This is a genomic window from Winogradskyella bathintestinalis (assembly GCF_030407435.1).
Classification (GTDB): domain Bacteria; phylum Bacteroidota; class Bacteroidia; order Flavobacteriales; family Flavobacteriaceae; genus Winogradskyella; species Winogradskyella bathintestinalis.
Window position 1 is genome coordinate 422,603 of record NZ_JASDDK010000001.1, and the last position, 14,839, is coordinate 437,441.

Here is a 14,839-nt window from a genome sequence, read left to right on the forward strand (position 1 = left end):
ATTATTTAGAATGAATTTAAGTAAATCCTAAATTACTTTATTTCGAGTTTTGTTTTAACCTTATCAATTTCAATGGTGTAAGTACCTTGAGGTAAATAATTTTTTTTATTGCCCGTTTCTTTAAAATAGATATTCTTATTTTCTTTTATCAAAGCCTTTTTTCCTTTTTCAGAAAGCTCTAAATTATAATCCACATAATTAAATCCTTTTTCGACCTCTATCGACTTCGTTACTAATTCAACATCATCTTCAGAAAGAATTTTTAAGGTTTTATTTCCTGAGGAATTACTATAAAATTGAATTGATAACTCTGGTTCAAAAGTACTAAACCAAGGACTCCAAGAACTTCCCCACCTCTCAGAATGTTTAATAGGCTGTACATCCATAAAAGTAATATTTTTGGATGTTTCGTTGGTATTTATAATCTGAATCCCTTCTATATTAGCTTTATAAATACTTCGCCCATGCGTTCCTAATAATAAATCTTTAGCTTCAGGTTGAATAACAATATCATGAATAGCAACGTTTGGAAGGCCGTTTACAAACGCTTCCCAAGATGCTCCCCTGTTAAATGAAACGTAGGCACCATTATCGGTTCCCAAATACAATAAATTTTCATTTGTAGCATCCTCTTTAATCACGTTAACAGCGGATGCAGGTATATTACTACTTATAGATTTCCAAGTTTTGCCGTAATCATCACTCACATAAGCATAAACTTTAAAATCGTCCCAACGGTATCCATTTAATGTAACGTAAACGCGTTCTTTTTTATGTTGAGAAGCAATTACTCTACTCACCCACAAATCTTTTGGTAATGTGGTAGAAATTGTCGTCCAGCTACCACCTCCATCTTTTGTAATATTGACGGCTCCATCATCACTACCTGTATAAATTAAGCCAAATTGAAATGGACTCTCGCTTATAGTTGTTAATGTTCCATAAGCCACATTTCCCTTTTTTCCACCATGGGTTAAATCATCACTAATAGCTTCAAAATCATCGCCCTTATTCATAGAGCGCATTAATTTATTTCCGCCTAAATATAAAATATCTTGGTTATGTGGCGACAATAAAATCGGGGTCTGCCAATTGAATCGATATGGAGTTTCACCCAAAGTATGTTTAGGCTGAATATATGTTTGCGTATTTGTTTTATGATTAATTCTAAAATAATTACCAAACTGATAACCCGTATATATAATATTTGCATCACGACTATCAATTTGAACCTGCATTCCATCTCCACCCATTAACGACTCCCAAGGATATTGTCCTTGTTGGTGCCAGCTTTTATCTTCTCGAGCGTTATTTGCGCCAACCCAAACTCCATTGTCTTGCAAACCTCCATATACATTATAGGGCTTTTCATTATCTACATTTACCGTATAAAACTGACCAACAGCTGGCGAATTTAACTTAATCCAGCTTTCACCATCGTCGTAACTCATGTTGAGTCCACCATCATTTCCGTCGATTAAATGACCTTGCATTTTAGGGTTTATCCACAGCGCCTGATGATCGGCATGCACATTCTCACGACTGATCGATGTAAAAGTTTTACCAGCATCTTTCGATTTTAATATAGGCACTCCTAAAATATAAATTCCGTTTTTATCTTGTGGATCTACTCTAATTTCCCCAAAATAATAACCGTAACTATAGTATAATCCATCAATATAATTCTTGTGTGTTTTGTTCCAAGATTTACCACCATCCGTACTTTTGTAAACCTCAGCCCCAATAACAGGCGTATCGAACAACAAGGCATTGGCATCTTCTAAATAATTAGCTAAATCAACAGGCTTTACAGTGCCACTACTTACTAATTGCTTTACATTTGATGCTCTATATTTTTCTTGAAACCCATTAGTTTTTAAATATTCGTTAAGCTTTTTGTCTTCCAGTTTCAAAAATGCATCAACATTCATAGTTTTAAAATCCTCTTTTGATAATCCTGAAGCATTACTTTTCTTCGTTTGATTTTCTCTATGAAACTGACTGTCGTGCAATGCATAAACAGTAGTTTCATCGAATACTGCAATACCAATTCTACCTACACCTTGGCCTGTTGGAAAACCGCTGTTCTTTGTTGAAATTCTTTCCCAAGTATCTCCTCCGTCAATACTTTTAAAAATGGCAGAATTATCTCCACTACCCGTAAAATTCCAAGCTTTTCTGTCCCTAGTCCAAGACGTTGCATACATAACGCTAAAATTATCTGGCGCATGCTGTATATCAATAATACCACTCGCGTTATCAACAAATAGCGTTTTGTTCCATGTTGTTCCGCCATCAGTAGTTTTATAAACTCCGCGTTCATCGTTTGGAGAATACAAATGTCCTGTTACGCCAATTACTACTTCGTCAGGGTTTTTAGGATTAATTAAAATACGACCTATATGATGCGAATCTGAAAGACCTACATTTTCCCAAGTGGCTCCATTATCTGATGATTTTAAAATACCGATACCAGCATAACTCGATCGCGAACTATTATTTTCTCCTGTACCAACCCAAATGGTCCTATTTTTCCAATCTACAGCTATATCGCCCACATTTTGAGTATCAGAATTATCAAAAATCGATGTGAATGTGGTGCCATTATTTGTGGTATGCCAGACACCTCCAGAAGCATAACCCACATAAAATTCCGAAGGCTTCTCTGGGTTAACATCAATATCTACAACACGCCCACTCATAATGGTTGGCCCAATATTTCTAAAAGGTACATTTTTTACTAAGGAGCTTTCTGCCATTTTTCGTTTTTCAACCAAAGCTTTTTGCACGGTTTCTGCAGCAGTAGCAGGTTGTTGGGAAAAAGCAGAAAATGAAGTTACAATTAATGCTAAAAAAAAGAATTTTGACTTAAACATACATGTTGAATTTTTATCGCGATGAAATTACACATTTCAGAATAAATCTTCATAAAAGTCTCTTAAAGTTTACGAGATTGTAAGGTTTGACTTTTTACGTGCCGTTTAGTTTGTTATTTTTGGGATATAATACATACACTTTATTAATGGCGAGTGTGAATTCAAATTCAAAATAACACCTATGAAATACGATCTAATCAACAACCAACTTTTTATAAAAAATCGCAAAAACTTTATGGCTGAGATGACGCCAAATAGTTTAGCAGTTTTCAATTCTAACGATATTTATCCAATTGGCGCAGATAGTACGATGCCTTTTCAACAAGATCGTAATATATTTTATTTAAGTGGTGTAGACCAAGAAGAAAGTATTTTGGTATTGTTTCCCGATTCTCCGAATTCAAAATATCGAGAAATTTTATTTTTAACGGAAACCAATGAGCATATTGCCGTTTGGGAAGGAGAAAAACTAACCAAAGAAAAAGCACTAGAAACTTCTGGAATAAAAACAGTGTATTGGTTAGGAGATTTCGATAAAATCATGAAAGAAATCATGGCGCAAGCCGAAACGATTTACATAAACACAAATGAACATTACCGCGCCAACTCAGAAACCGAAACTCGTGAAGCACGATTCAATAAAAAAATAAGATCACAATTCCCAGCACACAAGGTAGAAAAAAGCAATCCTATTTTACAGCGTTTACGATCTGTAAAAGATCCTTTGGAAATTGACCTTATACAAAATGCTTGCAATATCACAGAGAAAGGGTTTCGAAGAATTTTAAACTTTGTGAAGCCTGGTATTTGGGAATATAACATTGAAGCTGAGTTTATGCACGAGTTTTTAAACAATCGTTCACGAGGCTTCGCCTATACTCCAATTGTAGCTTCAGGTAACAATGCCAACGTACTACATTATATTGAAAATAATCAACAATGTAAGGCCGGCGATTTAATCCTCTTAGATGTTGGTGCAGAATACGCAAATTACGCGAGTGATATGAGTAGAACAATTCCTGTTTCGGGTCAGTTCACTAAACGTCAAAAAGAGGTTTACAATGCTGTTAATCGCGTAAAAAATGAGGCGACAAAATTATTAATTCCTGGTGCAATTTGGGCAGATTATCATGTGGAAGTTGGCAAATTAATAACATCAGAATTATTAGGCCTTGGTTTATTAGACAAAGCCGATGTACAAAATGAAGATAAAGATTGGCCTGCTTATAAAAAGTATTTTATGCATGGAACTTCGCATCATATGGGACTAGACACTCATGATTATGGTTTACTTCACGAACCCATAAAAACAAATATGGTCTTTACCGTAGAACCTGGTATTTATATTCCAGATGAAGGTTTCGGAATTCGATTAGAGGATGATGTAGTTATACAAGACACAGGTGAACCTTTTAACTTGATGCGCAATATTCCTATTGAAGCTGAAGAAATTGAGGATATTATGAATTAATTCTTGAATTAAAAGAACTTATTTCTGATTGTTGTAAACTACATATTTATATATCGAAAACTTCTCCGCAAGTTTGATGATTTTATTACTCTATATATTTTAAACCTCAACTAAACGATCGGTAAACACATAACGCTGTAATTTTTGCAGCGTTTCTAATTTATCGCTCGTATTTACTAATAATGAAATGTTATTATTGCTGCCACCGTAAGCAATCATACGAACATTGACATCTTGCAGTATTTGGAAGAGTTCTGGAGTATCTGGATGATAAATAATTTGGTTACCAACGAGACAAACGATACTCATATAATCATCGAGCTCAACGGTCGCGAATTTTTCTAATTCTTCAGTAATTCCTTCTAAATGTGTGGTATTATCAACAGTAAGAGATACGGCGATTTCAGACGTTGTAATCATATCTATAGAGGTTTCGTATTTTTCAAAGACTTCAAAGACTTTCTTTAAAAACCCGTGAGCTAGCAGCATGCGTACCGATTTTATTTTTATAGCCGTAATATTATCTTTGGCAGCAATGGCTTTTATACCTTCACCATGAATTTGATTGGTAATTAGTGTACCATGTGCATTAGGAGCCATTGTATTTTTGAGGCGTAACGGAATATCTAAATTACGCACTGGCATTACGGTTTGTGGATGTAAAATCTTCGCTCCAAAATAAGCCAATTCCGCAGCTTCATCGTAAGATAAATTTGATAGTGCTGTAGTGCCATTTACAAAACGTGGATCGTTGTTATGAAATCCATCAATGTCTGTCCAGATTTGTACTTCCGCTGCGTTGATGGCTGCGCCAATTATAGTGGCCGTATAATCGCTACCACCTCGTTGTAAATTGGTGATTTGCCCGTCGGCATCTAAACAAATAAAACCCTGAGTGATATAAATATCTGCATTATTAGTTTGTTGTATTAATCGCTCTAAATTCTGCTTGATGTAAAAATTATCTGGCTCGTCAGCTCTATCGATTCGCATAAAGTCTAATGCAGGCAATAAAGCAACTTTTAACCCTTCTTGCTGTAACAATCTACTAAACATAAAGGTTGATAACAATTCTCCGTTTGCGAGTATTGTGTTATGTAGTAATGGTAAAAACGGCTCATTAACGGCCTCTAACAAAGCCCCAAATATTGAATTCAGATAATGGCTTACTTCTGTATGAAGGGATTTATCTTGGAGCAAATCATTAACCGTTTGATTGTAAGTTTCGCGAAGATTCTTAATTTGTTTTTTAGCTTGATTGAACTTCTGAGTCGCTATTAAGCCAGAAATTTCTACCAAAGCATTTGTAGTACCCGACATTGCAGATAACACGACAATTTTTTTTCCAGCTGGGCTTATAATATCTTTTACATGATTCATGTTGACAACAGAACCTACTGATGTACCACCAAACTTATATACTAACATATTCTCTAAATTTATAAAACAAAGGTATTGGCGATTTTTGGGAAAAACATAAAAATGTCAAAATAAGTCTGTTTTTACACAAAATGTTAATTATACAACAAATTATAATAGAGCGAAAACCGCATGAGCTGTTTGATACGCATTTATGGTATTTTAAATAATGTGTTTGAAGCTTACTTTAAGGAAATTTAAAAGTCAATTTTTAAACAACATCAATATTATACAAATGTGATTGCCTTGAAATATTATTTCTCCTCGGAAAAAAATTCCAATATGAATGTAACTATCTCTATTATATTCTAATCTTTAAAAACGAACAAGCGCTCTACACTTTCTTTAGTTGAGTCGTTTTCTGCGTGCCAGGAAAAGGTAGTTTTTGATCCTTTTTCCCAAATACATTTAAAATCTTTCGGTGCATTGTATTCACTAATAAAAATTTGATGACCAGCGTTGCTTTGCTTTCGGCACCAATCCCAGAATTCGTCATGTTTAAACGAATTGCGATATTTGGTTGTTGCAGCATAAGGTGGGTCACAATAGATAATACTATTTTTTGAAATATTTAAGTCTAAGTAAGATTTACAAGATAGAACCACTCCTTCTAATTTTGGAACTTGCTTTGAGATATTCCGATAATGTTCTCCCCAATAATCGCGCTTGCCTTCTTTATCACGTCGGTAACCTGCAAACCACTTCCCACCAAACGAATTAAAGCCCACATACCCAACCAAATGTTTAGGATAATCTTCTTGATTGTATTTAATTTTCTTGTATTCTTGTTCACTGACCAATTGTGGAGGATCCCAATTTTCATAAATTAAAGCTTGCCACATAGCCATTAACTCTTCATGTTGATCGTTAGCTATGCGAAAACCCTCTACGCTTTCAATCATATTCATACCTCCGGCAAATGGTTCGAGATAGATTTGATTTGGTTTTCTATCGTTCAGAATAATTGGTAATAAGTCCTTGGCAAATCGTGCCTTGCTGCCCATGTACTTCATTAAAAACGTTTCAGTTTTGGTTGAACAAGCGCTGTAATAATAAAAACCACCAAAGCTGGTAATACCCAACCCAAACTATGACTTGCGAAAGGAATATAACTAGTTAAGGTTATTAAATTTTCAGTAGGACTTAAAAACCCAATAACATCTGGAATACTAAATATAAAAGTAACAATCACCACCGCTCTAAATATTACAGGGGTTGCCAACTTTTCGGGTAAAATATTTAATAAAATGAGTATAATGGTAATCGGATAAATAAATAATAATACAGGAATCGCCACCATAATGATACTATTAAAATCAAGTTGACCAACCACAACTCCAAGAACACAGGCCATGATTGCCGTAATTACATAAACCGTTTGCGAATTATTCAGCAAACCTTTAAAATAGTCCGCTGTACCCGCAACAATACCAATGGCCGTAGTAAAACAAGCTAAAGAAATTAAAATACTCAAAAGGGTATTTCCAAATTCACCCAAGGAAGCAATACTAATACCACGCAATAAATTGGCACGCTGCATATCATTGCTTAATTCTGAATTCACATCAATTTCAGAACCATAATAAGCACCGACAGAAATTAAACCTGCATAGATAACAAATAAGCCCATGCCCGCTATAAACCCTGATTTTCGGATCAATGATCGTTTAGACTCGTAGGCTTCGACGGCCATGTTTTTAAAGTTTAATGATACAATTATTACGGCTCCTACAACAACAGCTCCTATCGCATCAAAAGTTTGATATCCCTCTAATAAGCCAGTCACAATTGGTGTTTCGTAATTTGGAGCTTCTGCGTACAATTGTGAAGAAAACAAACCTATTCCTATTACAAGTAATAACATAACAACAATTAAAGGAGTTAAGAACTTACCTATAAAATTAAGAATTTTGGAACGATTCAACACAAATACTAAAACCAAAGTAAAATAAATGGCACTTGTTAACAAAGGAGAGGTACCAAAGGCCGGAAAAATAGCAATTTCGTGCGTAGCCGCTGCCGTTCTAGGTGAAGGAATCGCAACGGCAATACAATAAATTAATATACAATATATTAAACTGAAGGTGGGTGACACCTTTTTACCAAAATCAAACAATGTACCTTGTAATCTCGCATGGGCTAAAATTCCAATAATTGGAATCACTACAGCGGTAATCATAAATCCGATAGTGACCCAAAGCCAATCCTCACCAGCGTTATAACCTAGTAATGGCGGTAACAATAAGTTTCCTGCACCGAAAAACAGAGAAAATAACCCGAAGCTAGTGACTAGAAGTTCTTTACGTTGTATATTCAATTATTTGATTTTTAAAAGTTCCAAATCGTGAAAATCAAAACTAAAATCAGTGATTGGAGCAATGTATTTCATAGTTGCAGAAACAGCGTCACCTTTTTCATTATAAGTAAATCGCACATAGACATCTGCATCGTAACTTCTATCGTTCCATTTGGCAACAAAAGTAGTGGCGTTCAATGGCAGCAACTCGCCATACAATCTTGAAGACCGTTTACTCTTTATGGTATAACCTTTTTTTGCTTTATGCGAAATTATCACGTCCCCAAACCAATCGTCTGTGTACGTTCCTACAATATGTTTAGGATTTGGTAAATTCTTTAGTTTTGCGGCTTTTTCAACTTTAGCGTAAACATCAGCCTTTAAACTATCATTGTATTTAATATAATCTGCATTTCGCTTTCCATACTTTTCAATCCAACCTCTGTTTTCATAGCCTAAATATGAATCTTTAATCGTGTTGGTAATAGTATTAAACGCAGAGCCATTCATTTGGTTGGTTAATACCACAATGCCTAAGTCCAAATCTGGGATCATAGTAAATTGTGTTACTGTTCCTAATAAACCACCGGTATGATAAACTTGTTTGTGTCCGCCTTTTACATCGGTAACAAACCAACCTAAGCCATAACCTTTAAAATTAGAATTATAAGAATCATTTGCCGAAACATTTAATGGAGTTTGTAATTGCCAAAGCTCATGAAATTGTTTTTCGCTTAATAAACGGTCTCCACTTGCTGTGACGGCATCATTCATTAAAAATTCTGCCCAAGTCAACATATCTGGCACGTTACTTACAATGCCACCTGCAGGGTTTGCAATTTCACTCCAATCGTGCGGAATCTGAACAACCTCACCTTCAGCCATTGTATGTGCATCGATAATATTGGTTTTGTCCGACACTCGGTTGTAAGAGGCTTTACTGCTAGACATGCCTACAGGCTTTAGAATTTTGTTTTCGATAAATTCTTCCCAAGATAAACCGCTTGCCCGTTTTAAGACCTCCCCAGCAATAATGAACATATTATTGTTATAAGCAAATTTGCTTCTAAACGACGTTTCTGGTTCTAAATATTTTACATTATTAATAACATCATTGACGGTAAAATCACTTCCTTCAGGAAAAAACATTAAATCTCCTGCTCCTAAACCCATACCACTGCGATGCGTTACCAAATCTCTAATTGTAAATTCTTCTGTTACCCAAGCATCGTATAACTGAAATTCCGGAATGTGTTTTCTAACTTTATCATCCCAATTCAATTTACCCGCATCTACCATCATTGCTAAAGCAAAACAGGTAAATCCTTTACTGTTTGAAGCTACCCCAACCAAAGTTTCATCGTTCATATCTTTTTTGTTGGTTAACGAACGAACACCATGTCCTTTAGAATATACAACTTTTCCATCTTTATAAATTCCGACAGAAATACCAGGAACCTGAAAGGTGGTTAAGGTTTCTTTAATTAAGTTATCGAGTTGCTGTTCTTTAATTTGAGCGTTTAGTGACAACGCTATAACAAGGAGAAGTATCGTAATTAATCGTTTTACAAACATGAGTTATAAATTTTAAAATTGATGGAGTTTAAACTTTTCCAAAGATACTAAAATGTTATAATGATAACCGTCTCAAATTTATCTTATCTATTAGTGTATTGCGAATTCTCTACGTATGCAATTGCGAATGTTAAATCACACTATTTCCTTTTGCTATAAGATTATGAAAGTGTCGGAATTACAATTAATAACATTTAAATTACTACCATAAAAGAATAACTAGAGATCACCTCATCAAACACTTGCAACATATATCTTTGCCATTATGTATATAGATTGTAAAAACAGCCAAATTCATTATACCGTTGATGGTAAAGGTGAATCCATAGTATTACTTCATGGGTTTCTAGAAACTACTGCAATGTGGAACCATTTAATTCCAAAATTTTCTAAAACACATCAAGTTATTTGTATTGATTTACTAGGTCATGGCAAAACTGGTTGTTTAGGTTATATTCATACCATGGAAGAAATGGCGGAAGCTGTTTTTAGTGTTTTAAACCATCTCAATATTGTGAGTGCGAACTTTGTGGGTCATTCTATGGGAGGCTATGTGGCTTTAGCTTTGGCAGAAAAACATCCTGATCTTTTTACAAGCTTATGCTTAATGAATTCTACATTTGAAGCAGATGATGAAAATAAAAAAGCATTGAGAACGCGAGCAAACAAAATGGCACAAACCAATTTTATAAATTTAGTTCGTATGTCTTTCGAAAATCTATTTGCGGTGGAAAGTAAAATTAAATTTAAAAACGAATTTAGTGAAGCCTTGCAAATTGCACTTCAAATTCCAGTACAAGGCTATATTGCAGCATCTGAAGGCATGAAAGTAAGACCCGATCGTTTTGAGGTATTTAAACACTTAGATGCAAAAAAATTAGTAATTATTGGTAAAAAGGATACTTTAATTAATGGCAACCGGCTTATCAGTAAAGTAAAAAGCACCCCTATTGATTATGTCGAATTTTCGGAAGGACATATGAGTCATATTGAAAATAAATCAGAATTAACTGACATTTTAATACAACTTATCGAAAAATAAACCCCTTTAACGTTTTGTTAATTGTTTTTTTCTAAGTTTACTTCATAAATCAGAAAAGAAATTGTAAACCTACCCATCATGAAACCTACAAAACTATACTGTGATTTATTTGGTCATAACTATCAAATCACTAAAAAAGTAACCAATCACGTTAATGAGTACACCTGTAAATGCTGTAAAAAACAGGTAACTACAACGATTAATGGTAGCCTCACAGAATTAACCGAAACCCGTCAAGAAATAAATTCAGTGCTAGAACGCGTTTATAACTACAGAACGATGCGTTTAAAGCAAAAAATGCTCAGTTCGTCGATTTATTAATTGTTAATAACTTTTTTAGCCACTAATTTTCTTATATTCCAATCCCTTTAAAAACCCTATAGAAAACTAGTTAATGAAAAATGTTTATTGCTCGTTATTTGGACACAATTACCAAGTTTCCAAAGACATTACATATTATGTTAAAGAATATAAGTGTAGAAAATGTAAAACTGAAATGACTATCGATGGAAATGGACATTTCATTCCTTTAACTTCAAAATTCAAAGAAATTAATAACGTATTGCACCGCGTGCATAAGAAGCGTTTAGAAAAAAGTCAACAATTTGTTATGCTTGATTTTTAAGTGCATTCCAACCTTTAGCAATAATCGGAATTTTTTCTTCCGCTCTCGTTACCAAATGCATTCCTCTATCTTCTTCAGTTATATATCCTATAACCGTTAAATTTGGATTTCCTTTTATTTTAGGAAAATCGTCTTGAGAAATTGTCATTAACAATTCGTAATCCTCTCCTCCATTTAAAGCTATAGTAGTACTATCCACATTGAATTCTTCACAAGTTGAAATAACTTGAGGATCTAATGGAATTTTCGTTTCGTATACATCTGCACCAACATTACTCTGCTTGCACAAATGAATAATTTCAGAGGAAATACCATCGCTAACGTCTATCATGCTCGTTGGTTTCACATTTAAAGTTTTCAATAGCTCAACAATATCTTTACGTGCTTCGGGTTTTAATTGTCGTTCTATGATATAGGTATACATGGATAAATCTGGTTGATTATTAGGATTTACCTTAAACACTTCTTTTTCACGTTCTAAAACCTGCAAACCCATAAATGCACCACCGACATCACCTGTAACTACAATTAAATCATTGGGTTTAGCTCCCGATCTTAAAACTTCGTTTCCTTTTTTCACCTCTCCAATAGCTGTTACAGAAATTATTAATCCTGAAGTTGAAGATGTGGTATCTCCACCAACCACATCAACATTATAAATTTTAGCTGCCGTTGTTATACCTGCATACAATTCTTCAAGTGCCTCTAAAGGAAAACGATTAGATACCGCTATCGATACTGTGACCTGTGTTGCTGTGGCATTCATTGCGTAAATATCTGAGAGATTTACAACAACGGCTTTATAACCGAGATGTTTTAACGGCGCGTAACTTAAATCGAAATGCACACCTTCCACTAATAAATCTGTAGAAACAACGATTTGTTGTTTTTCAAAATTTAAAACAGCAGCATCATCCCCAATACCTTTTATGGTCGACTTTTGTGTTATCTTAAAATGAGATGTTAAATGCTCAATGAGTTTAAATTCTCCTAATTCACTCAACGGAGTGCGCTGTGGGTTTTTATCTTCAATCATAATGCAAAAATATTATGCTTTTTTTTAATAGTCCCTATTTAAAGAATTATTTATTGCTTAATTCGCTGTCAACTACTAAATGATATTTACCGAAATTGAAATGACCACATAACTTAAAGCAAATATTTTAAAAAATGCTTGTCAATAAGTTGTAGCCTAGGTTATTAAAATATGTACTTCTAAGACCAATTTCATAGCCATATTACAAAAAACAGTGTATTTCATCGAAAATATTAGCGTTTTGACCTATTTTTAATAAGCTTTTATATAAATTGTACCCCCCAAAAATACGCTAATTGAATGAAACCTACTTCTACGAAAATATTGCCGTGTGCCATTTTTGGTCACAATTATGAACGATCAAAAACTAATATAGATCACACCATAGAAATGACTTGTTCGCACTGTGAAACAGTTGTTGTAACCGATCGCTATGGTAATTTTGAAAACTATACAGTTTCTAACAGCCAAATTGCCGACACCTTGCAAGAATTATATCGACTCACTAGGCACTTCCCTAAAACAAAAGTAGCAATATAGCCTCTTATTTTATTGACTGTGACATAGATTCACCTTCATAGTCTTACATTATTAAATCATATACTAATATAATGTTAGTAGCTATGGTTAAACCTTTGTTATATCGTATATTTGCATTCTATTTAGAACTAATCTAGTTAAACGATATGATTAAAGTGTCTGATCACGCAAAAAAGAAAGTCATGGAACTTATGACTGATGATGGCTTCAACCCAAGCACCGACTATGTTAGAGTTGGTGTTAAAAGTGGTGGCTGCTCTGGTTTATCGTACGATTTAAAGTTTGATAAATCACAAGCCGAAGAAGATAAAGTCTTTGAAAATAACGATATTAAAATTATCGTAGATAAAAAGAGTTTTCTTTATCTCATTGGAACTACATTAGAATATTCTGGAGGGTTGAATGGAACAGGCTTTGTTTTCAACAATCCTAACGCTAACCGCACATGTGGTTGCGGAGAATCATTTTCATTATAAAATAAACTGAAAGACAAACTATGTCAAAGTACACTGAAGACGATCTTAGAGAAGAGTTAAAAACCAAAGAATACGAATATGGTTTTTATACAGATATAGAATCCGATACATTTCCCAATGGGCTTAATGAAGAGATTGTTATAGCAATTTCTAAAAAGAAAGAAGAGCCAGAATGGATGACAGCTTGGAGATTAGAGGCCTTTAAGATTTGGAAAGAAATGGAAGAGCCAGATTGGGCTAATGTAAATTACGAAAAACCAGACTTTCAAGCAATTTCTTATTATTCGGCACCAAATAGTAAACCAAAATACGATAGTATTGATGAAGTTGACCCAGAATTATTAGCCACTTTTGAAAAACTCGGTATTTCATTAGATGAGCAAAAAAAATTAGCTGGTGTGGCCATGGATGTGGTGGTTGATTCGGTATCAGTAGCAACAACTTTCAAAAAGACTTTAGGAGAGAAAGGCATTATCTTTATGAGTATGTCTGAAGCTATAAAGGAACATCCAGAATTGGTAAAAAAACATTTGGGCACTGTGGTACCACAAAAAGATAATTTTTACGCAGCTTTAAACTCTGCTGTCTTCAGTGATGGATCGTTCTGTTATATACCTAAAGGAGTACGTTGCCCAATGGAATTATCTACATATTTCAGAATTAATCAAGCAGGGACTGGTCAATTTGAAAGAACCTTGGTTGTTGCCGACGAAGGCAGTTATGTAAGTTATTTGGAAGGTTGTACAGCTCCAAGCCGTGACGAAAATCAATTGCACGCGGCTGTTGTAGAATTGATTGCCATGGAGGATGCCGAAATAAAATACTCTACGGTACAAAACTGGTACCCAGGAAACGCTGAAGGTAAGGGTGGTGTCTTTAATTTCGTAACGAAAAGAGGGCTTTGTGAGAAAAATGCTAAAATTTCTTGGACCCAAGTAGAAACGGGTTCTGCGGTAACATGGAAATATCCAAGTTGTATATTAAAAGGAGATAATTCAGTAGGTGAATTTTATTCTATTGCTGTCACTAATAATTATCAGCAAGCCGACACCGGAACTAAAATGATCCACTTAGGAAAAAACACAAAATCAACTATTATTTCTAAAGGTATTTCGGCTGGTCATTCACAAAACTCATATCGTGGATTGGTTCAAATCAATTCTCGAGCAGAAAATGCACGAAATTTTTCGCAATGCGATAGTTTATTGATGGGTAATGAATGTGGAGCTCACACTTTTCCATATATCGAAGCGAAAAACAAAAGTGCTATGATTGAGCACGAGGCAACCACGAGTAAAATTGGTGAAGATCAAATTTTCTATTGTAACCAAAGAGGTATTGATACTGAAAAAGCAATTGCATTAATCGTAAATGGTTTTAGTAAGGAAGTTCTTAATAAATTACCAATGGAATTTGCTGTAGAAGCCCAAAAATTATTAGAGATCAGTTTAGAAGGTTCTGTTGGATAACATTTAAAAACCTG

At 34.4% G+C, this 14,839-nt stretch carries 12 protein-coding genes; 6 read left to right on the plus strand and 6 right to left on the minus strand.

The annotated features are described in order from the left end of the window. Window positions 1-32: 32 nt before the first annotated feature. A complete protein-coding gene (locus QMA06_RS01655) occupies window positions 33-2,876 on the minus strand; it encodes a beta propeller repeat protein (RefSeq protein ID WP_290205114.1) in 2,844 nt (947 codons plus the stop codon). 181 nt (window positions 2,877-3,057) lie between these two features. On the opposite strand from QMA06_RS01655, the gene QMA06_RS01660 reads away from it, so the two are divergent. Continuing rightward, window positions 3,058-4,347, plus strand: a complete 1,290-nt coding sequence (locus QMA06_RS01660; RefSeq protein WP_290205115.1) for an aminopeptidase P family protein — start codon at window positions 3,058-3,060, stop codon at window positions 4,345-4,347. A gap of 99 nt (window positions 4,348-4,446) precedes the next feature. Here QMA06_RS01660 and QMA06_RS01665 read toward each other — a convergent pair whose 3' ends face one another. The 4 genes from QMA06_RS01665 to QMA06_RS01680 all read right to left on the minus strand — a co-directional run bounded on the left by QMA06_RS01665 (window position 4,447) and on the right by QMA06_RS01680 (window position 9,637). Continuing rightward, window positions 4,447-5,775 (minus strand): aspartate kinase, encoded by a 1,329-nt coding sequence (locus tag QMA06_RS01665; protein WP_290205116.1) that lies wholly within the window; start codon window positions 5,773-5,775, stop codon window positions 4,447-4,449. A 299-nt stretch (window positions 5,776-6,074) separates the two neighbouring features. Further along, complete coding sequence (locus QMA06_RS01670; protein WP_290205117.1) at window positions 6,075-6,779, minus strand: DNA adenine methylase; 705 nt, start codon at window positions 6,777-6,779, stop codon at window positions 6,075-6,077. Beyond that, entirely contained in the window at window positions 6,779-8,083 is a 1,305-nt protein-coding gene (gene brnQ, locus QMA06_RS01675; RefSeq protein WP_290205118.1) for a branched-chain amino acid transport system II carrier protein, read from the minus strand. Before brnQ ends, QMA06_RS01670 begins: the two co-directional genes overlap by 1 nt. Beyond that, the gene (locus QMA06_RS01680; protein ID WP_290205119.1) at window positions 8,084-9,637 is read right to left on the minus strand and encodes a serine hydrolase; all 1,554 of its coding nucleotides are present in this window, start codon (window positions 9,635-9,637) and stop codon (window positions 8,084-8,086) included. A gap of 265 nt (window positions 9,638-9,902) precedes the next feature. Between QMA06_RS01680 and QMA06_RS01685 the strand changes: the two genes are divergently transcribed. Next, a complete protein-coding gene (locus QMA06_RS01685) occupies window positions 9,903-10,679 on the plus strand; it encodes an alpha/beta fold hydrolase (protein ID WP_290205120.1) in 777 nt (258 codons plus the stop codon). Window positions 10,680-10,757: 78 nt separating this feature from the next. Beyond that, window positions 10,758-11,000 carry a hypothetical protein gene (locus QMA06_RS01690; protein WP_290205121.1) on the plus strand — a complete coding sequence of 81 codons (243 nt, stop codon included), beginning with the start codon at window positions 10,758-10,760 and terminating at the stop codon, window positions 10,998-11,000. Window positions 11,001-11,287: 287 nt separating this feature from the next. On the opposite strand, the gene thiL is transcribed toward QMA06_RS01690, so the two are convergent. After that, complete coding sequence (gene thiL, locus QMA06_RS01695) at window positions 11,288-12,340, minus strand: thiamine-phosphate kinase (protein WP_290205122.1); 1,053 nt, start codon at window positions 12,338-12,340, stop codon at window positions 11,288-11,290. A 300-nt stretch (window positions 12,341-12,640) separates the two neighbouring features. Here thiL and QMA06_RS01700 point away from each other — a divergent pair, with 300 nt between their 5' ends. From QMA06_RS01700 to sufB, 3 genes are all read left to right on the plus strand, one after another. Further along, on the plus strand, window positions 12,641-12,880 hold the full coding sequence (locus tag QMA06_RS01700) for a hypothetical protein (protein WP_290205123.1): 240 nt from the start codon (window positions 12,641-12,643) through the stop codon (window positions 12,878-12,880). Window positions 12,881-13,026: 146 nt separating this feature from the next. Next, the gene (locus tag QMA06_RS01705) at window positions 13,027-13,356 is read left to right on the plus strand and encodes a HesB/IscA family protein (protein WP_290205124.1); all 330 of its coding nucleotides are present in this window, start codon (window positions 13,027-13,029) and stop codon (window positions 13,354-13,356) included. A 20-nt stretch (window positions 13,357-13,376) separates the two neighbouring features. Next, window positions 13,377-14,825 carry a Fe-S cluster assembly protein SufB gene (sufB, locus tag QMA06_RS01710; RefSeq protein ID WP_290205125.1) on the plus strand — a complete coding sequence of 483 codons (1,449 nt, stop codon included), beginning with the start codon at window positions 13,377-13,379 and terminating at the stop codon, window positions 14,823-14,825. Window positions 14,826-14,839: the final 14 nt, after the last annotated feature.